The sequence below is a fragment of the Thermodesulfobacteriota bacterium genome (assembly GCA_031082315.1).
In the GTDB taxonomy this organism is placed as follows: domain Bacteria; phylum Desulfobacterota; class QYQD01; order QYQD01; family QYQD01; genus QYQD01.
Window position 1 is genome coordinate 177,421 of the sequence record JAVHLC010000004.1, and the last position, 17,535, is coordinate 194,955.

Here is a 17,535-nt window from a genome sequence, read left to right on the forward strand (position 1 = left end):
ACAAAGGGCCGAACACAGATTGAACAAACCCGTTTCGGCCCTGTCTTTATCTATTCACCAACGACGTTAACGGCCTGGGGTCCCTTGGGACCCTGCTGGACTTCAAAGGTTACCTTTTGACCCTCGCGCAGGGTCTTAAACCCGGCGCCCTGGATAGCAGAGTGATGCACAAAGACATCAGGACCGCCCTCCTGCTCAATAAAACCAAAGCCTTTCTTCTCATTAAACCACTTCACTTTACCTTCCGCCATAAACCAAACCCTCCTTTCTTACTAGCAAACAAAAAAATAAACGGGGAAAATCCCCATGTGACGAGACTGACATGAAAATTTTCAAAAAAAAAGCCACTTCGGACTCTATCGACCTCGGTGGCTAACTCTATACGACCTCTATAACACAAAAACTATTCCTAAAAACAAAAACTATTCCTAAACATAAAAGTGTATCTACGTTAACGATTATCTGACCTTCTGTCAAGCTTTTTCCGCTAAGCTATCATTTTTTATTTAATCAGCAACAGTAATTTCCTCCAGCTGCGGACCGGCACGGTTCTCAAAATTACCTTGTTTTTTAAAATACTATGGATAAAATAGGGCACATTCTATCCGGAAAGGAACTAATTTGCCTCCCGTATTCCAGAGATATTTACAAAAGCTCCATCACGCCCATATTCTGATCCTGAGCTTCCTGGTCATAGATATTATCGGGGCAGGTATGCTATATCTACCCATATCCCACACCACTCAACCCATCTCTCTCGTCGACGCCGTCTTTACCTCTACCTCCGCCCTTTGTGTGACCGGTCTGACCGTCCTGGATACCACAAAATCCTTTAGCACTTTCGGACAAATGGTTATCCTTACCTTAATTCAGGTAGGCGGGTTAGGGGTTATGACCTTTTCTGTTTTTCTATTCCTCTCTATGGGGCGGGGGATAAGCGTCCGGGGGCGCTGGTCGATGCAGGAATCGTTTACCCCTGCACCCATTACAGACATACATACCCTGATAAAATCCATTTTTCTTTTTACTTTCTTGGTGGAAGGGACTGCTTCTATTCTTCTGGCCTTGTGCTTCTGGAGGGACTATCCATTTCCGACCGCCCTGTACCATGGCTTCTTTCATTCCATATCCGCCTTCTGCAATGCGGGGTTTTCCACCTTTAGCAATAATCTCATGAACTACACCGGCCATGCGGGTGTCAATCTCACTATATGTGCGAATATAATCATGGGCGGTCTGGGGTTTCCGGTCATATACGAGCTTTACCAGCGAATAAAGGGTCACCCGGAAAGGAGAGCGCTCTCTCTGCATACCCGTATGGTTATCGTCACCACCGGGATACTGATTTTAACCGGAACCCTGCTCTTCTGGGCGTTTGAAGCCAATAATGTCCTGGCCCATCGTCCATTTTATGAAAAATGTCTCATCAGCCTCTTCCAATCCATAACCCCCCGGACCGCAGGGTTTAATACAGTCGATACCGCTTCCCTCACAGACAGTTGCCTCTATATAATCATCCTCCTGATGTTTATCGGCGCCTCCCCCGGATCGACGGGCGGCGGGATCAAAACCAGCACCCTGGCCGTACTGACCGCCCTGGTCTGGAACAAATTGCGCGGGAGGCCGTACGTGCACGTCTTCAACCGGACCATCCCTTCTGAAGTGGTCATGCGGAGTATCTCCCTGTATATGCTCTCGGTATTTACCGTACTGACCATCCACATGCTCATGCTCTTCAGCGAAATGGCATGCCCGGCTTCGCATCCGGCCAGAGGCTGTTTTCTTACGTATCTCTTTGAAACCATCTCGGCCTTTGGCACGGTAGGGCTCTCCATGGGGGTTACCCCTTATCTCAACAGCATGAATAAGCTCATTTTAAGCGCCCTCATGTTCATGGGCCGGGTAGGGATACTGACCTTTGCCTATGTAATAGTCAGAAGAGAGAGGCCCGGATTTGAATTCCGTTATTCAGAAGAAAAGGTTATGATTGGTTAAAAAGGAGCGAAAGGAGCGGGCTATGAGAAGATTTGCCGTGATTGGCCTGGGAAAGTTCGGCTTCCACCTGGCTAAGGCCCTGTTTGAAGATGGACACGAAGTCATAGCTATCGATAAGGATAAGGACCGGGTACAGGAAATTCAACCCTTTTCCACCCAGGCGGTGGTTGCTGACATTGCGCACAAGGAAATATTAAAAACCCTGGGGATGGATCAGATGGACGCAGTGCTGGTCAGCATCGGAGAAGACATTGCCGCCAGCATCCTCGTCACCCTCTACCTTAAGGAGCTAAAGGTCAAACAGATTTTAGTGAAGGCCATGAATGAGGATCATGGCAAGATACTGGAACGAATCGGCGCTACCGAGGTAATCTACCCGGAAAAGGCAATGGCCCTGAAGACGGCGAGGAGTCTCTCTACACCGAACATCCTGGACTTCATCCCCATGGTAGAAAACTACACCCTGGTAGAATTGGCGCCCCCTACCGCCTTTATCGGGAAGACATTGAGCGGTCTTGACCTGCGGGTGAGACATAACGTCTATGTCATCGGCGTAAAGGAAGTCCTTACTGATAATTTTATCCTGGTTCCACCTGCCGACTTTGTAGTAAAAGACAGCGACATACTATTTGTAATTGGCCACAGGGACAACATCGCAAAATTGGAGAAGTTATAGTAAAAACACCATGCGCTTCTTTTTTACGCAGGCCAGAATTAATTCCGTCTGTCTCACTTTTCTGTCCAACGTCAAGGGCTTATGTTATATAATTTTCTGTCCTGAGGCCAAAGATTGCACCCCCGCCGGGCTACAGAAAAGACATGCAAGCGCGGTAACTTTGGAAGAAAATGCCGAAATACACGGCCCGGTCATAACCCAGATCAGGGAATATTTTGCCGGCAGACGCCGCATCTTCTCTGTGCCTATGGATGTAACAGGGACCACCTTCCAAAAGACGGTCTGGGAGGCCATAAGGGCCATTCCTTACGGTGAGACCCGCTCTTATCAGGAAATAGCAAGGGCTGTCGGAAAAGTGAAGGCGGCCCGTGCTGTAGGACAGGCAGCAGGCGCCAACCCACTCCCGTTTATAATACCATGCCATCGCGTCATAGGAAGTACCGGTAAACTCGTCGGCTTTAGTTCCGGCCTGAACTTGAAAACAAAGCTCCTCACCCTGGAAAATGCGTATAAGGAGAAGAGATCATGCCCCTTCCCAAAACCGGATTGAAACTGACCGCAAATGCCCTCACTGTCCTGCAAAAGCGCTATCTTAAAAAAAACGAGCAGGGCCAGACTGTAGAGACACCGGAACAGATGTTCCGCCGCGTGGCCCGCGCCGTGGCCGCTGCCGACGCCATCTATGACCAAAAGACCGACGTTAAGAAAACGGAAGATACCTTTTACCGGATGATGACCGAATTCCTCTTCATGCCCAACTCACCCACCCTGATGAATGCCGGCCGCAGGCTGGGACAACTCGCCGCTTGTTTCGTCCTGCCTGTAGAAGACTCAATCGACAGCATCTTTGAGGCCATCAAACAGACCGCCATAATCCACAAAAGCGGAGGGGGAACCGGGTTCTCCTTCTCCCGTATCCGTCCGGCCAATGATGTGGTACGCACGACACAGGGCGTATCCAGCGGCCCGGTTTCTTTTATGACGGTTTTTGACATAGCCACGGAGACGATCAAGCAAGGGGGGACCCGCCGCGGGGCTAATATGGGAATACTCCGTGTGGATCACCCCGATATAGAACAGTTCATAAATGCCAAACAGCTGACGGATAAGCTCAACAACTTTAACATCTCAGTGGCCATAACCGCCGAATTCATGCGGGCACTGGCTAACGGCGAAGAATATGACCTTATCAACCCGCGGAATGGACATAAAGTAAAATCTGTCCCCGCCGTCCATATCTTTAACCAGATAGTCGAGGCCGCCTGGGCCACCGGCGAGCCGGGGATAATCTTCCTCGACCGTATAAACCGGTACAATTCCACTCCACAACTGGGCGATATAGAGGCCACCAATCCCTGCGGTGAGCAGCCCTTACTCCCCTATGAAGCCTGTAATCTTGGCTCCATCAACCTCTCCCGCTTCGTTAAGGCGGACGAGATAGATTATGCCGACCTTAAAAAAATAATACATCATGCCGTGCACTTCCTGGATAATGTTATAGACATCAATAAATATCCCCTGCCGCAGATCGAATCCATGAGCAAGGCCAACCGCAAAATAGGCCTGGGGGTAATGGGATTTGCCGACATGCTCATACAACTGGGTATTCCTTATAATTCAAAGGATGCGGTTAGAACGGCAGAGACCGTCATGTCTTTTATCTCGCGTGAATCCAAACTGGCCTCAGCCGATTTAGCCAAAAAGCGCGGCAACTTTCCCAACTATAAAGGCAGCATATACGATAATCCCAAAACCCCCTTTATGCGTAATGCCACCACTACAACTATCGCCCCTACCGGCACGATCAGCATCATCGCCGGTTGCTCCAGCGGTATAGAGCCGCTTTTTGCCGTCTCCTTTGTGCGCCGCGTCCTGGATGGAAGCGAGCTATTGGAAGTACACCCCTACTTCAAGAAAGAGGCTAAAAAGGCCGGTATCCTTACCAAAGAGCTTATGGAGGACATCGCGCAAGGCGGCTCCATTCAAGGCATCCCGGAAATTCCGGATTCACTGAAGAAGGTCTATATGACGGCCATGGACATCAGCCCGAAATGGCACATCCGGCTGCAGGCCGCCTTCCAGAAACATACAGATAATGCCGTTTCCAAGACCATCAATTTTCCCTCCACAGCCTCTATCGAAGATGTGCACAAGGTCTACCTTCTGGCTTATGAACAGGGATTGAAAGGGCTGACCATCTATCGCTACGGCAGCCGGAAGGGTCAGGTGCTAAGTTTTAAAAAAGAGGGAGAAAAAAAGGAAATCGTCCCGCGTGCCCGGCCTATGCGCACCACAGGCATTACAGAACGTATGCGTACCGGATGCGGCAACCTGTATATCACCATAAACTCGGACGAAAAGGGAATATGTGAAGTGTTTGCCCAGATAGGCAAGGCCGGTGGTTGCGCTGCCTCTCAAATAGAGGCCATCGGCAGGCTTATCTCTCTGGCTTTACGTTCCGGCCTCAAGGTGGAGGCGATCATCAGACAACTTTCAGGAATACGTTGTCCATCGCCTATCTGGGATCAGGGTAAAATGATCCTTTCCTGCCCTGACGCTGTGGCCCGCGCCATAGCTAATGTGACCAATCTTCCCATCACGCCGCACGACAAGACCATGGGGGCCTGCCCGGACTGTGGGGGATCTCTGGAATCCGAAGGCGGATGTCTCGTATGCCGGTCCTGCGGATTTTCCCGATGCGATTAGGATGAAAATACATAACCTGCACCCCTGGGATGGGCTATACCCTGGCCTGCACAGCCCGCTATCGTATCCCGGAACCCACACGGCTCGCCCACCTGCTGGTTACCCGCATGCGTCGAAGACTCGCACGCCTCAGCGTATCTTCGACCGGTAGTATGGAGAGCAGCCGGGCGCGCCGGTAATCTTCACTTATCCCGGTCCTTCTTCTTGCAAATCAAGATGTTATCCCGCTTACCCCGGGACAAGGCGCTTGCAAAATTAGCCTTAAACTGTTCCGCCGTCCCCTTGGGCACATTTAGGGCATAGCATCCCGCAGGGATAGTGCTGTTCCTTATTTGCGGGTTTATTTCCTTGACGGCCTTGAAGGTCGTACCGCATGCAGAGGCTATGTTACGCAGATGTACCTCGCCTGACGCCTTAAAATCAAGACGATCATATTCCAGAGGAGGGTAAAGACTCTTCTCAGGCACGTTATAACCATAGAGTTCGGGGGCGCTAAGAATTACCTTTGCGGCCAATCCCCGGAAGATATACCGCTCTGTCTCCAGGGGCAGGTTAAGACCATAAAAATTATTAACATTCTGCCCGGTAATGTCCCTATTCATCCGGTCTTCGCCGCAATTATATGCCGCTACGGCCACAGTCCAGCTGCCAAACTTTTGATAAAGATCTCCGAAATAATCCAGGGCAGCTTCGGTAGCCCGCTCAAAATTCAACCGTTCGTCAATCCAGTCATCGACCCTCAGTCCATAACGTTTTGCGGTCTTTTCCATAAATTGCCATGGGCCGGCCGCCCCTGCACCGGAGAAGGCATAGGTCTTCAGCGCGCTTTCGACTACGACTACATATTTGAGGTCACCCGGCATATTCCGTTCTTTAAGCCTTTTCTCGATATAAGGAAAGTACCGGTTGGCGCGCTTCATCCACATGATGACCTGGGCATGGTCATAAACGGAAATAACAAATTCCCGGTCCAGCATCTCCCGGACGTCCTGCCTTTCAAGAGGGACCGGCTCACCACAGAAGCTTAGACCGGTGGGCAATTCAAAAATGGGCACAACACCCACAGTTCTAACCGGAGACTGGCCGGTGATGAAGATTAAGAAAAATACTGCTACAATGAAAAGGCCCAAAGAGACCGCTATCGTGGAAAAATTAAATCTGGTATTAGCCACCCCGGATACCTCCTTTTAAGGTTGCCTTTTTGCGAAATGATCGTACCCTTTATGGGTGATATCTTTTTTATATCCGCCTTCCCGCAAAAAAACACCCCTCCCCTTGACTATCTTACCCACACAGAACGGGCCTACTCTGGTCAAGGATTTCATTTCTCTTTTTATCTTTTCGGCATTACCCGGTGAAACTATAAATAAAATACCATAATCCTCCCCCCCAAAAAGGGCCCAGGCCAGTGCAGAAGAGCCGGATTCTTTGGCCAGCTTGCGGCAGGCAGTAGAAATCGGAAGTGTCCCGGCGTCAATTTCTGCGGCTACACCGCTCTCTTCGGCAATATGCGCCAGGTCAGTAGCCAGACCATCCGAGAGATCGATCATGGCCGAAGCCAGCTTATGCCCGGCCAGGTATCTTCCCAACTCCAGTTGTGGTATGGGATCCAGTTGTGCCCTAAAAAGTCTCCGGTAGGCCGGATCCGGCTTACGCTTTCCTTCCAGCAAGGCCAGCCCGGCCGCTGCATCACCCAGGCAGCCGGAAACAAAGATAAGGTCTCCCTCCCCGGCCCCGGACCGTAAGGCGATTTTCCCCTTATATCCCTTACCCAGTACGGTTATAGTGAGCACGACACCATAGGGGCAGGAGACCGTATCTCCGCCGATAACGGGCACGCTATAACGCCGGCACCAGAAATTGATGCCCTGAACTAATTGGCGCACAAAGGATACAGGCATCTCTTCAGGCAGGGCCAGGTTTAAAAAGGCATGGGTAGGCGCCCCTCCCATCGAGGCCACGTCGCTCAAATTAACGGCCATAGCCTTCTTACCCAGGAGATAGGGAGGGGTATAGTTCAGGCGAAAATGGATGCCTTCAACCAGCGTATCTGTGGTCACCAACAGACACCGGGTACGGCTTATGGGGATTACAGCACAGTCCTCGCCGATACCGCGCAGGACATCCGGTCTCTCCACACGGGAAAAGTTCTTCTTTAGGATAGATAATATCCCTTGTTCACCTATGGCCTTTAGATCGGCCCCGGTCAGGTATGATTTCAATCTTGCCATTCTCTTTTCTGATGAACTCGAAAAGGTCGATTTCTCACTGCTCGTACCAAAGGTCGTGCCATAGGCAGATTCGCCGAAGCGAAAAAGGCGCAAAGACCGTGAGGACAATATATTGTTTTATCCAAGAAAAAAAATTAGCGTACTTGGCGGCTTTGCGTGATATTTTGGATTTTTTACGAAGCCGTCTTTTCTGCTAGTAATCAAATATCTCCAGGGCATTAAAAAAATAGGCGATCTCGGTAGCCGCCGTCTCCGGGCTGTCAGACCCGTGCACGATATTTTGCTCTATACTCGAGGCAAACTCATGCCGGATAGTCCCAGGCTTGGCCTCCTTGTAATTGGTAGCGCCCATCAGGTCCCGATTTTTCTTTATAGCCCCCTTTCCCTCCAGGACCATAACTCCGATCGGTCCTGAGGACATGAAGCCCGTCAAACTGTCAAAGAATGGTCTCTCCCGATGCACCGCATAAAAACCCTCGGCTTCCTTCTTACTCAGATGCACCATCTTTATAGCCACAATACGGAGGTCATTTTTCTCAAAACGCTTGATGACCTCACCGATAAGTCTTTTCGAAACGCCGTCAGGTTTGATGATAGATAGGGTTCGTTCCATATTATTAGCAGCCTCCTTTGAGAAATTGACCTTACGACCTACCAGAAAAGATGCGGCCTGTCAACCGGCGACGCATCCCAAATCCGCCGCCCTTTCTGTGTATACCGGTTTGTCGCCTCTTAACGGGCTGTCAGGGCTAGCTTTCAAGAAAAAATCAAAGATGGGACAATGTGGGAACGCGGGGACAAGTGGTAATTCATAACTTCTTTATGTTACAAGAACTGGATTCCCGATAAAATCCTCGGGAATGACAATCTTGAAGTTTTGCAAGAGCATCCTTTATTCCCTGAATTTTGTATGCTGACTCCTGGCTTCCCAAAAAACAATAATATAAAGAAGGCTGCCTGATAACGGCTCTGTCTCTAATGCAGATACCGGGGTCTTGGTTCCTGATCCGGGATTTTACTTATGCCTCCCCATAAATCCTTAAGCTCAAGAAGCCGTTCAAAATTTCTGATAAATGTCCCCAGGTGCATGTTGATGGTCTTGCGGGCCTCCAGGAGTACATTTTCCCGTTTTAAATAATCTACGTAAGCCTCGAGTATTTGTCTGTCCATTTCGGAGAGAGAAACAAATCTAATTCCGGCATGCCAGGCCCTTTCCTTTCTCTGCCAGACTACCTCGCTCGTAATAGAAAGGGTATGCATGCCTTCCGGCAACTGAAGGCAAAACTGTAAGGCTCCATCCCACCGGGGCTCTTCCAGGCAGGCTATCTCCGCCCCATGGGCAGAGAGGCCTACCAGGTAAACATTTTTTGCTTTTTCTACGCCTAACTCCTGCGGCACGGAGAGAAGAACTCTTTCATTACAGCGCCTTTCGCTCACATCTTTTCTCTGCATAGCCGACCTCCTCGACGACCTTTTGGACAAGCAATTTCAATGCCAGATATGATTTAACTTTTTACTGCAATAATCCCTTTGAGATTACGAATATTTCTTGAGTAGATAAGAAAAAACGGAAATGAAATTCACAAAGTGTGAATTTCATTTCCACCCAAAGTGGAAAAAAGATTCCACTGTAAGCGCGATATTCAGAAAAACTCTCTCCCCTGCCACCTCATAGTCCGGTGTCCTTAATTACACCGGCCTTGCATTTCTCCAGATATTCTGCAAACTTGCGATAAATACGCCAGGCCTTTTCTTCAAAATCCTCCTCCCAGATATTTAGCGCAAGATAACTGGCGTCTTTTTTCTCTAAGGGCACCACCAGCCCCTCATTTATGATCTCCTCGCGGAAGGTCGTCCTGGTAAGGATCTCTGAAAAATATCTCCGGAAGTCCTCTTCAAAATTGTAATCATAGTACCAGGTCTCCTCGGCAAAAACATCCTGGAAGTAGCGGGTGGAAACCTCACCCCAGAGGCCTGCGGCATGGAATTTTTCTGCCGCAGTGGACTGGTAATAGGCCATAGTCTGGGCAAGATAACTTTTTAATTCCCTTACATTCCCATCCCAACGGTTGTAAAATAATTTTAAGAGGGCGATATAGCGCATATAGCGTATGGATGTATCCCGTAAAAGCCCTTTTAATAAATACGGGATATCCTCTTTACGCCCGGCCAGGGGAGAGATGCTCACCCGATAGGTAAAACGATACATAAGCATAGACGCCAAGGCCTTCCTGTCTGTAGCCATAGCCATTATGCGTGTATCAATAAAACGTGATTCTCCCGTACGTCGATCCGACACCTTCCGGTCTTCTAAAAATTTGCCCAGGCTTGCCTGTGTAGCTATAGGCAGATATTGGGCTTCATCCAATACCAGTGTGCCTCCCTGCGCCCGGCCAAGCGGACTCTCGGCAGTATCCGCAAATATCTCCCGCGTAGCATCGGACCCGGCCAGTTCGGCGCAGTTGACCTTTATGATGGCCTGCTGACTCCGTTTACTATTGGCAATCACGTAATCAAGCCAGATTTCCTTGCCGCAGCCAAATGGCCCCGTAAGCAGCAATGATCCATCGCTGGCCCCGATAACCTCAAAAAATCTCGTCAGACGGGAAACATAAGTTGGATGGCCGAGAATCGTTACATTCATCTGTCTTCCCATATCTTTAGTTTTTATCTTCTGCATGGCCTGGATTATACCACAGATGACCACCGATAAATCAAGTCAAAATATTGAAGCTCCCCGCTGCCCGCCAAGGTCGGACCTGGATGGCAAGCAGCGGGGAATGCGCTCGCTATGCATGTTCAGTTGCGGGTTGCGGAAGGCTCATATATCCTTCCATCGGGCAGGCAAGCTTGATGAACTCGTAAAAAGTCAAAATTGGGACGGCACAGTAGAAATAGCTCAAGGCTCAAAGCTAAAAGCTAAAAGGGGTAGGTACTACAATTCTTCCCTTCAGCTTTGAACTTTCACCTTTGAGCTGACATCAACGCAGCAAATGGACTTTTTACGAAGCCGTCACCTCCTGTGGCCTCTCGAAGGCATAACATCCCTATTCTGCCTATCATGGGAAAAACCTCTTCTCTCGCCAGGGGATGAACCTTGCCATTTGGATGGGCCCTTGAACTGGCTCTTATCCGGCCCTTCCCGGTCTTCAGAAGACGAAGAGCCTTCCTGCCCCCTCTGATGCCGGCGTAAAGAACGCTTTTCCTCCGGCGGCAGGGATTGCCAGAAGCGATAGCGTTCCCTCAAACGCTCTTTCTCTTCTGGAGAGAGACTGCGAAACCGCTCAAAATTCCGCCGCAGTCTTTCCTTTTCCTCTGTTGGAAGTTTTTGATACTCCCCGTATCTTTTTTTCAAACGAGCGCGTTCCTCCGGAGAAAGCCTTTGCCATCTCTGCCAATTTGCCTCCTCTTCCGTCCGCTCCACAGTCTCTGCCTTATTACCAGCCGGAACAAGTCCGTCTTCCGCCTGCGCCCTCAGGGCAGAAGCGGCAAAAAACATAATGCATATACTCAGGAAAAATATAATCCTAGGCATGGACATAACCCTGCGGTACAGGCCGCTGTGAGGTATCCTGTATCTGTTCAATAGCATCCAGGTCTTTTATCAGATCATACTCCTGGAGCATATCCAGGTGCTTAACCAGATGCGTTTCTTCCGCACTCACAGGTAGATCGTACATTTTAGGCTTTTCCGCCCTGTCTCCTGGATACAAAAACCAGACCCCCAGGAACAGAAGGACTGAAAAGACGGCGGCCAGGGCTGGAACTCTTCCGCCCAGGCGAATCCTCGACCACCAGCAACGTTTTGCTTCTTCATCTATCTTCTCTCTAATTCCGGCCTGGTAAGCCTGCCAGAACACAGGTGAAGGCGCGGCCATATCCCTCTCCCTGGTTGTAAGGGCCAGCATCTTTTCCATGTCTCGAACATAAGCTGAACAAACCTCACAACGAGCCAGGTGCTCCGTGAGCTTCGCCCCCTCACCCGCAGGAAGCTCTCCATAGTGCCTCAAAATGGCGTCATTCTGGAAATGGCGGCAGCTTTTCATTTAACTCTTTTCTCCATAGTTATAGCCGTAATCGTCTTTTAACCTTGCCTGCAACTCTCTCACGGCACGAAAGAGATGGCTTTTAACTGTCCCTTCGGCTATCTTAAGGATGGCTGCGATCTCCTTGATCGGCATCCCATGGTAATTTTTCAGTATAAATACCGCCTTTTGCTTGGCGGGAAGGACATCTAATGCCTTCCTTACCTTTTGCGACAACTCCTTCTGATCATATCTTTCCGCCGGGCCAGGGGTAAGGGCCGGTTTCTCGGCTAACGAGCAACGCGGGTCCTCTCTGGTATCTCCTTCCGGCTGAAATATCTTCCACCAGCGCCTTTTCCGGCGCCTAAAGTCCATACACAGGTTGACCAGGATACGGTAAAACCAGGTGTATAAAGAGGACTCATCGCGAAATTGCCCCAGGCGCTCATAGGCGCGAACGAACGCCTCTTGTGAAAGATCCCGGGCATCCTCTACATCATTGACCAGGTCGAAGGCGATGAAAAAGGCCCTTTTTTGATACTTAGCCACAAACTCGCCAAAGTCCTTATAAGTATCCTTACGGGCAACCACCGATGAACAGGATGGATTATCGGTCATAAAATCCACGTATGAGAACTGCGGTTGCGTGCAAAGTCCATCCATGTAGTCGTTCGACTCCAGCACGGTTTATTGAAGTTAGACGAAAAAAGTCCCGGATGGTTTACAGCAGTTTTAATGGGTTGTGGACCGGCCTTATAAAAATATACATTCATGGTCAGAGGTTACCTTTTATTATCTCAGAAACGGCCTTACTCTTGATCGTCTTTTCCACCAAGTCCGCCATAACCAGGTTGAGGATGTGCTCTATCTCGGCCTCAGTTATAAATAAGAACTCTTCTGATTGAAATTTAGCCTCAAGAATATCCTCTTTTATGAGCCGGCCCTGTTTATCCCCCCAATAAAGTCTTAACCGGGCCTTTCCCACCAGGGCGGGTAAAAGCGGACTGGCGCCGACCTCTCTTTTACAACTAAACTCCTCGATAGTTCCGGTTAATATGCCGTTAACTGTCATGGCCGTAAAACCATCTGCGCTCCGGTCCCATGACGGAATATCAATAACCTTGATGCCGGCCTCTTCCAGTCCCCTCTTTATGGACGCAGCAAACTCCGTATCCAGCCGTTCGTCCCTCAGGTAATAAAAGTCCTCGCCTCCCAGATTATTATATCTTTTAAAGAGGAGCTTCCGTTCGGTACGGTTATCAGTAAAGGGCGCCAGGGCTATGGAGGGCGGCTCCTTAAAGGTGTAATAGGAACGCAGCGCAGTAGGAGGCCAATAAGTCAACCCCACCTGAAACTCGCGATCGGCTGCGCACGCGGGAAGAAACAACACCGCCAGGGATACTACTATGAATAACTTCGCTATCCATTTCATGGCTTCCTCCAGACAAGTTAGTGCTCATCCGGAATTTTTGGGTTTCCGGATGGGAACGTGTTAATTGGTCTTATTTTAAAATATAACAAAATATGACAATAAATGAAACCTTATTGGCAGAGATGGGCAGGGCAAAAATAACCTTGAAATTTCTCCGGGTATTAGGTAGAAGTAAAAAACCGGGCGGTTAACTCAGTGGTTAGAGTGCCATCCTCACACGGTGGAAGTCGCAGGTTCGAATCCCGCACCGCCCACCATGATCAAAACAAAAGGCCAGTCTTTGGACTGGCTTTTTTTGCCAGAAATACCTTGACAGCGCCTGCAACCGGGGCATAGATTTAAAAAATAAAATTTTACCGCGGAGGCCGCCGAGAACGCTGAGATAACAAATGGAATAGTTTACAGTTTTTCTCTGTGGGCTCTGCGTGCTCAGCGGTGAAAAGGCTTTTCTACGAATTCATCAATTATGGATATAGATAAATTAAAAGATTTGCTATTGTCGGTGCAGGAAGGCCGGACAGAGGTTGAACAAGCCCTCCAGGCCCTGAAAAACCTGCCTTTTGAGGATATGACCTATGCCAAAATCGACCATCACCGGCCCCTGCGTCAAGGGTTTCCGGAGGTAGTCTTCGGTGAAGGAAAGACCGCCGAACAACTGCTTAAGATTATTACTTCCATTTATGAACACAGCGACCGGGTTCTGGTCACCAGAATCAGTGAAGACAAGGCCGCATACATCCGTTCCTCCCTCCCGGACGCCGATTACCATCCATTATCCCGGTTATTGATCCTTAAGAAAAAAGAGCCGGAAATCGCCGGTAAGGGGACCATCCTGGTCATTTCCGCCGGCACTTCGGATATCTCCGTGGCCGAAGAGGCCTACCTTACGGCGCAGATAATGGGCAACCGGGTGGAGTATCTCTATGATGTGGGTGTAGCCGGTATCCACCGGCTTCTCAGTCACAAAGAAAAAATTGCCTCTGCTTCTGTACTCATTGTAGTGGCCGGGATGGAAGGCGCCCTGCCCAGCGTAGTTGGCGGGCTTGTGGATAAACCGGTTATTGCCGTGCCCACCAGCGTGGGATACGGGGCGAGCTTCGGAGGGATTGCGGCCCTTCTGGCCATGCTCAATTCCTGCGCGGCAGGCGTGGCCGTAGTCAATATAGACAACGGGTTCGGCGCCGGTTATATCGCCAGTCTTATCAACCGGTTATAAATGCAATAAACTATGGAACAGGATAGATTCCGTCAGATCAGCAAGGTCTTATGGATCGTATTGATCCTGAACTTTGCCGTGGCCGCATGCAAGCTTTTTTACGGCTGGGTTATAAACAGCGCCAGCATCATGGCGGACGGCTACCATTCCTTCTCGGATGGCTCGTCCAATATTATCGGCCTCTTCGGTATATGGATGGCCTCCAGGCCCAAGGACGAGCGCCACCCTTACGGTCACGGTAAGTACGAGACCCTGACTTCAGTGGGCATTGCCGTGCTCCTCTTCCTTGTCTGTGTCAATGTCCTGACCGAGTCCATAAAACGCTTTTACCATCCTGTCCACCCTGAAGTGGATGCGGTAAGCTTTGCCGTCATGGGAGTCACCCTGATTGTCAATATCTTCGTGATGCTTTACGAACGCAGGCAGGGCCGGATATTCGAGAGTGAGATATTGATCTCTGACTCCCTCCACACCGGGGCCGATATATTTACGACCGGCTCGGTAATTATCGGGCTTTTGGCCATCCGGGCCGGCTACCCTATCGTTGACCCTATCGTGGCCCTCTTTATCAGTATCTTCATCGGTTATGCCGGGATTGAGATCATCAGAAGCAGCTCCCAAATTTTACTTGATGCGGCGGCCATAGATAAAGAACAGATATGGACCGTCGCCATGAGCGTGAACGGCATTGAATATTGTCATAAAATCAGGAGCCGGGGAAGGAGGGGGGATATCCACGTGGATATGCATTGTCACATGAAGCGGGATATCTCTTTAGAAAAGGCGCATGCGATAGCCCATGTGGTGGAAAACACAATCAAGGAAAACATCCCCGGCGTCAAGGACGTCACCATCCATATCGAGCCCTCGCCGGCCTACGGTCGGCCTATGGCCGGATAATACCCCATCTTAGCAGCTTATGCCCCGGGCCGCGCGCGCCTGCATCTTTATCTTTTGCACGGTCTCCCAGGAAAAATCCCCGGCGCAGGGAAAAATGGAGTTGTTTTGATAAATAGGGTCTGCCGCAATGGGGAAACGGGCGGTCTCTACGGCCTTTGGCCAGAGAGGCGACCCTGGTATAGGGGAGTACTCGGCCAGATAAGGCGCCCCGCCCTCCGCCTTGACATAATCAATGGAATAGGTCACCTCCCGCCATTCCTGGCCGGGTAGGCCGGACAAGATGTAAACACCTATGTCCTTGGCTTCAAATCCGGCCTGCCGGAGAAACTTAACAGCCTGTATCAAATCGCCTTCGCAGATCTTTCCGTCCATATCCTTGTGCCGCGCCATGTTGGCCGTTTCAAACCCGAATCGGATAGTCTTGAAACCGGCCCGGAAAAGGAGACGGGCGGTATAATCATCGATCTCCCGGATATGAAGGGCGTTTGGGGTATGAAATCTTACAGGCAATTTTTCTCTGATTACCTCTTCAAGTATGGGCCAGATATGGACCTTTTTGTTAATAAGAAGGGCGTCATCATAAAAAGTAAAGTCTTGTATATTATATTTATGATGCCAGTAATAAATCTCTCCGATCACCGCCTCCGGGGCACGCTGCGTAAAAAGGGGAGCCAGCTTATGCGAGGCGCAATAGGCGCACCGGAAGGGGCAACCCCGCGAGGTAAGGAGGCAGACATAGTCCCTGTCGCCGGACAGGTCGAATGCCGGATAGGGATGGTCGTCCAAAGTGTTTGCCTGGGGCACAAAGGCCGGCTCACAACCGGTCATGTCCTTCAGGAGGGGCCATACTGTTTCTTCACCCGGTCCGGACAGGACAAAATCGGCCCCGGAATGCTCCTGTGCATGATCCGTACAAAGGGTGGCATAAATTCCGCCCAGGATGACCGGGACACCGGGAAAAATCTCTTTCGCCAGGCTAATAGCCTCAAATACCCCCGGATACCAGTACGTCATGAGGGAGGTAACCAGAACGGCATCGGGTCGTTCTATCGCCTGAAGTCCGGCCTTGAACTCTTCCGGGACTATACCGTAACGACTGTATGTCTTGGGGATATCTTTTAATCCGGCTGGTTTTGGGATGGGTGTTCTCAAAAAGTTGCCGGTCCCGAATTTTCGCCTTTTACCGCGCTCACTTTTCAGTCCCCCTGACGTCTCTGAATGACGGGTAGAAAGACAATCGATAAAATCTACTGCAAATCCGTTATGGCGCAGTATGGCCGCCAGATAGAGCAGACCCAAAGGCTTAGCCCATAGATTATAAGCGGCAAAGTCGTAAATCCAGGGATTGATAAGTAACAGGCGCGGCTGACGCATGGCCTGCATACTAAATCACTCTGTCTGCCGCGTCAACCGGGGCGCCCTTCTTTTAAACGGCCAGATGGGTCAGAAAGTCCTGCAAATCAATGCCTTGTAAGTCCTGCGGACACTTTTCTCCCACGAAACCCCGAAAATGACGTAGCTAGGTGAGGCTCTTGCAAAATTGTCTGTCATCCCCGAATGTTTCATAGGATTGTCCCCTAGGTCTAGATCTCATCCAAAAGATTGACAAAATCCAATCAATCATGATATTGTAATATCCATTAGTATCGATGGAGGCATTATCATGCAAACAGTCACTGTGTCACCAAAATTTCAGGTCGTTATCCCCAGAGCAGTGAGGGAATCTTTAGGTCTTCGCCCTGGTCAAAAAATGCAGGTCATCGAATATGACGGACGGATCGAGTTTATCCCGGAACGAGATATTACAGAACTTCGCGGATTTCTCAAGGGCATAAACACGGAATTCGAACGGGAGGGAGATAGAGTATGAATATCGTCGATTCCTCCGGCTGGCTCGCATACTTCGCAGACGAACCGAATGCAAAACACTTCATAATTCCCTTAAAAGATACGGCCTCGCTTGTCGTCCCGGTAGTAACGATCTATGAAGTCTTTAAGGTTGTTCTTCGGGAATCCAGCGAGAATGAAGCGCTTCAAGCGGTTGCTGCCATGCAAAAAGGTACAGTTGTGGATTTAACAGTCGAGGTGGCAATTGTTGCCTCAAAACTCAGCCTACAACATCAGTTGCCGATGGCAGACAGTATTATCCTCGCAACATCGCGGGTATTCAATGCCAAAATCTGGACTCAAGATTCAGATTTCAAGAATATTTCCGGGGTGAAGTACTTTCCGAAGAAATAATAAATGGCCAATGGGTGACCGGAGTTTTCTCCCGGCCCCCCCACCACCTGGCATCCGCCTGAGCAACTGTGTTTTTTGTCAAGCGGTTTTTAAGCATGGTTGCCATAGTGTAT

Annotated in this window: 20 protein-coding genes and 1 tRNA gene; 10 read left to right on the plus strand and 11 right to left on the minus strand. The window is 49.8% G+C overall.

The genetic code is table 11. From position 1 onward, the window contains the following. Positions 1-50: 50 nt before the first annotated feature. On the minus strand, positions 51-251 hold the full coding sequence (locus RDU59_05715) for a cold-shock protein (GenBank protein MDQ7837971.1): 201 nt from the start codon (positions 249-251) through the stop codon (positions 51-53). 370 nt (positions 252-621) lie between these two features. Here RDU59_05715 and RDU59_05720 point away from each other — a divergent pair, with 370 nt between their 5' ends. The 5 genes from RDU59_05720 to RDU59_05740 all read left to right on the plus strand — a co-directional run bounded on the left by RDU59_05720 (position 622) and on the right by RDU59_05740 (position 5,556). Beyond that, positions 622-1,995: a TrkH family potassium uptake protein gene (locus RDU59_05720; GenBank protein MDQ7837972.1), complete on the plus strand. Its 1,374-nt coding sequence runs from the start codon at positions 622-624 to the stop codon at positions 1,993-1,995. A gap of 22 nt (positions 1,996-2,017) precedes the next feature. Beyond that, entirely contained in the window at positions 2,018-2,671 is a 654-nt protein-coding gene (locus tag RDU59_05725) for a TrkA family potassium uptake protein (GenBank protein MDQ7837973.1), read from the plus strand. A 160-nt stretch (positions 2,672-2,831) separates the two neighbouring features. Next, on the plus strand, positions 2,832-3,221 hold the full coding sequence (locus RDU59_05730) for a methylated-DNA--[protein]-cysteine S-methyltransferase (protein ID MDQ7837974.1): 390 nt from the start codon (positions 2,832-2,834) through the stop codon (positions 3,219-3,221). After that, positions 3,197-5,377 (plus strand): vitamin B12-dependent ribonucleotide reductase, encoded by a 2,181-nt coding sequence (locus RDU59_05735; GenBank protein MDQ7837975.1) that lies wholly within the window; start codon positions 3,197-3,199, stop codon positions 5,375-5,377. Before RDU59_05730 ends, RDU59_05735 begins: the two co-directional genes overlap by 25 nt. A 29-nt stretch (positions 5,378-5,406) precedes the next feature. Beyond that, the gene (locus tag RDU59_05740) at positions 5,407-5,556 is read left to right on the plus strand and encodes a hypothetical protein (GenBank protein ID MDQ7837976.1); all 150 of its coding nucleotides are present in this window, start codon (positions 5,407-5,409) and stop codon (positions 5,554-5,556) included. 3 nt (positions 5,557-5,559) lie between these two features. Here the strand turns inward: RDU59_05740 and RDU59_05745 are convergent, their stop codons facing one another. The 9 genes from RDU59_05745 to RDU59_05785 all read right to left on the minus strand — a co-directional run bounded on the left by RDU59_05745 (position 5,560) and on the right by RDU59_05785 (position 13,065). Further along, the gene (locus tag RDU59_05745; protein ID MDQ7837977.1) at positions 5,560-6,549 is read right to left on the minus strand and encodes a lytic transglycosylase domain-containing protein; all 990 of its coding nucleotides are present in this window, start codon (positions 6,547-6,549) and stop codon (positions 5,560-5,562) included. A 15-nt stretch (positions 6,550-6,564) separates the two neighbouring features. Next, positions 6,565-7,608, minus strand: coding sequence for a thiamine-phosphate kinase (gene thiL, locus RDU59_05750; GenBank protein MDQ7837978.1), 1,044 nt, complete (start codon positions 7,606-7,608; stop codon positions 6,565-6,567). A 193-nt stretch (positions 7,609-7,801) separates the two neighbouring features. Further along, positions 7,802-8,221, minus strand: a complete 420-nt coding sequence (gene ndk, locus RDU59_05755) for a nucleoside-diphosphate kinase (GenBank protein MDQ7837979.1) — start codon at positions 8,219-8,221, stop codon at positions 7,802-7,804. A 362-nt stretch (positions 8,222-8,583) separates the two neighbouring features. Next, a complete protein-coding gene (locus RDU59_05760; protein ID MDQ7837980.1) occupies positions 8,584-9,060 on the minus strand; it encodes a PilZ domain-containing protein in 477 nt (158 codons plus the stop codon). A gap of 217 nt (positions 9,061-9,277) precedes the next feature. Further along, positions 9,278-10,288, minus strand: coding sequence for a sigma 54-interacting transcriptional regulator (locus RDU59_05765; GenBank protein ID MDQ7837981.1), 1,011 nt, complete (start codon positions 10,286-10,288; stop codon positions 9,278-9,280). Positions 10,289-10,621: 333 nt separating this feature from the next. Further along, positions 10,622-11,143: a DUF3106 domain-containing protein gene (locus RDU59_05770; GenBank protein ID MDQ7837982.1), complete on the minus strand. Its 522-nt coding sequence runs from the start codon at positions 11,141-11,143 to the stop codon at positions 10,622-10,624. Continuing rightward, complete coding sequence (locus tag RDU59_05775; protein ID MDQ7837983.1) at positions 11,136-11,654, minus strand: hypothetical protein; 519 nt, start codon at positions 11,652-11,654, stop codon at positions 11,136-11,138. Before RDU59_05775 ends, RDU59_05770 begins: the two co-directional genes overlap by 8 nt. Beyond that, entirely contained in the window at positions 11,655-12,251 is a 597-nt protein-coding gene (locus RDU59_05780; protein MDQ7837984.1) for a sigma-70 family RNA polymerase sigma factor, read from the minus strand. A 157-nt stretch (positions 12,252-12,408) separates the two neighbouring features. Beyond that, positions 12,409-13,065, minus strand: a complete 657-nt coding sequence (locus RDU59_05785; GenBank protein ID MDQ7837985.1) for a hypothetical protein — start codon at positions 13,063-13,065, stop codon at positions 12,409-12,411. A 181-nt stretch (positions 13,066-13,246) separates the two neighbouring features. On the opposite strand from RDU59_05785, the gene RDU59_05790 reads away from it, so the two are divergent. The 3 genes from RDU59_05790 (at position 13,247) to RDU59_05800 (ending at position 15,181) form a co-directional block, all read left to right on the plus strand. Further along, a tRNA-Val gene (locus RDU59_05790) sits at positions 13,247-13,322 on the plus strand. A 209-nt stretch (positions 13,323-13,531) separates the two neighbouring features. Further along, entirely contained in the window at positions 13,532-14,281 is a 750-nt protein-coding gene (larB, locus tag RDU59_05795) for a nickel pincer cofactor biosynthesis protein LarB (GenBank protein MDQ7837986.1), read from the plus strand. A gap of 12 nt (positions 14,282-14,293) precedes the next feature. After that, positions 14,294-15,181 (plus strand): cation diffusion facilitator family transporter, encoded by an 888-nt coding sequence (locus RDU59_05800; GenBank protein MDQ7837987.1) that lies wholly within the window; start codon positions 14,294-14,296, stop codon positions 15,179-15,181. Positions 15,182-15,190: 9 nt separating this feature from the next. Here RDU59_05800 and RDU59_05805 read toward each other — a convergent pair whose 3' ends face one another. Next, positions 15,191-16,564, minus strand: a complete 1,374-nt coding sequence (locus RDU59_05805) for a cobalamin-dependent protein (GenBank protein ID MDQ7837988.1) — start codon at positions 16,562-16,564, stop codon at positions 15,191-15,193. Between the two features lie 280 nt (positions 16,565-16,844). Here RDU59_05805 and RDU59_05810 point away from each other — a divergent pair, with 280 nt between their 5' ends. Both RDU59_05810 and RDU59_05815 read left to right on the plus strand, forming a co-directional pair. After that, positions 16,845-17,051, plus strand: coding sequence for an AbrB/MazE/SpoVT family DNA-binding domain-containing protein (locus tag RDU59_05810; protein ID MDQ7837989.1), 207 nt, complete (start codon positions 16,845-16,847; stop codon positions 17,049-17,051). Next, positions 17,048-17,422, plus strand: coding sequence for a type II toxin-antitoxin system VapC family toxin (locus RDU59_05815; protein MDQ7837990.1), 375 nt, complete (start codon positions 17,048-17,050; stop codon positions 17,420-17,422). Before RDU59_05810 ends, RDU59_05815 begins: the two co-directional genes overlap by 4 nt. The last annotated feature ends 113 nt before the right edge of the window (positions 17,423-17,535 follow it).

Bases quoted from the DNA above. Each gene is read 5' to 3' on its own strand.
- ndk (MDQ7837979.1), bottom strand. From the start codon at position 8,221: ATGGAACGAACCCTATCTATCATCAAACCTGACGGCGTTTCGAAAAGA.
- RDU59_05815 (MDQ7837990.1), top strand. From the start codon at position 17,048: ATGAATATCGTCGATTCCTCCGGCTGGCTCGCATACTTCGCAGACGAA.
- RDU59_05735 (MDQ7837975.1), top strand. From the start codon at position 3,197: ATGCCCCTTCCCAAAACCGGATTGAAACTGACCGCAAATGCCCTCACT.
- RDU59_05740 (MDQ7837976.1), top strand. From the start codon at position 5,407: ATGGGCTATACCCTGGCCTGCACAGCCCGCTATCGTATCCCGGAACCC.
- RDU59_05810 (MDQ7837989.1), top strand. From the start codon at position 16,845: ATGCAAACAGTCACTGTGTCACCAAAATTTCAGGTCGTTATCCCCAGA.
- thiL (MDQ7837978.1), bottom strand. From the start codon at position 7,608: ATGGCAAGATTGAAATCATACCTGACCGGGGCCGATCTAAAGGCCATA.
- larB (MDQ7837986.1), top strand. From the start codon at position 13,532: ATGGATATAGATAAATTAAAAGATTTGCTATTGTCGGTGCAGGAAGGC.
- RDU59_05765 (MDQ7837981.1), bottom strand. From the start codon at position 10,288: ATGCAGAAGATAAAAACTAAAGATATGGGAAGACAGATGAATGTAACG.
- RDU59_05805 (MDQ7837988.1), bottom strand. From the start codon at position 16,564: ATGCAGGCCATGCGTCAGCCGCGCCTGTTACTTATCAATCCCTGGATT.
- RDU59_05715 (MDQ7837971.1), bottom strand. From the start codon at position 251: ATGGCGGAAGGTAAAGTGAAGTGGTTTAATGAGAAGAAAGGCTTTGGT.
- RDU59_05800 (MDQ7837987.1), top strand. From the start codon at position 14,294: ATGGAACAGGATAGATTCCGTCAGATCAGCAAGGTCTTATGGATCGTA.
- RDU59_05785 (MDQ7837985.1), bottom strand. From the start codon at position 13,065: ATGAAATGGATAGCGAAGTTATTCATAGTAGTATCCCTGGCGGTGTTG.
- RDU59_05760 (MDQ7837980.1), bottom strand. From the start codon at position 9,060: ATGCAGAGAAAAGATGTGAGCGAAAGGCGCTGTAATGAAAGAGTTCTT.
- RDU59_05780 (MDQ7837984.1), bottom strand. From the start codon at position 12,251: ATGACCGATAATCCATCCTGTTCATCGGTGGTTGCCCGTAAGGATACT.
- RDU59_05775 (MDQ7837983.1), bottom strand. From the start codon at position 11,654: ATGAAAAGCTGCCGCCATTTCCAGAATGACGCCATTTTGAGGCACTAT.
- RDU59_05725 (MDQ7837973.1), top strand. From the start codon at position 2,018: ATGAGAAGATTTGCCGTGATTGGCCTGGGAAAGTTCGGCTTCCACCTG.
- RDU59_05770 (MDQ7837982.1), bottom strand. From the start codon at position 11,143: ATGCCTAGGATTATATTTTTCCTGAGTATATGCATTATGTTTTTTGCC.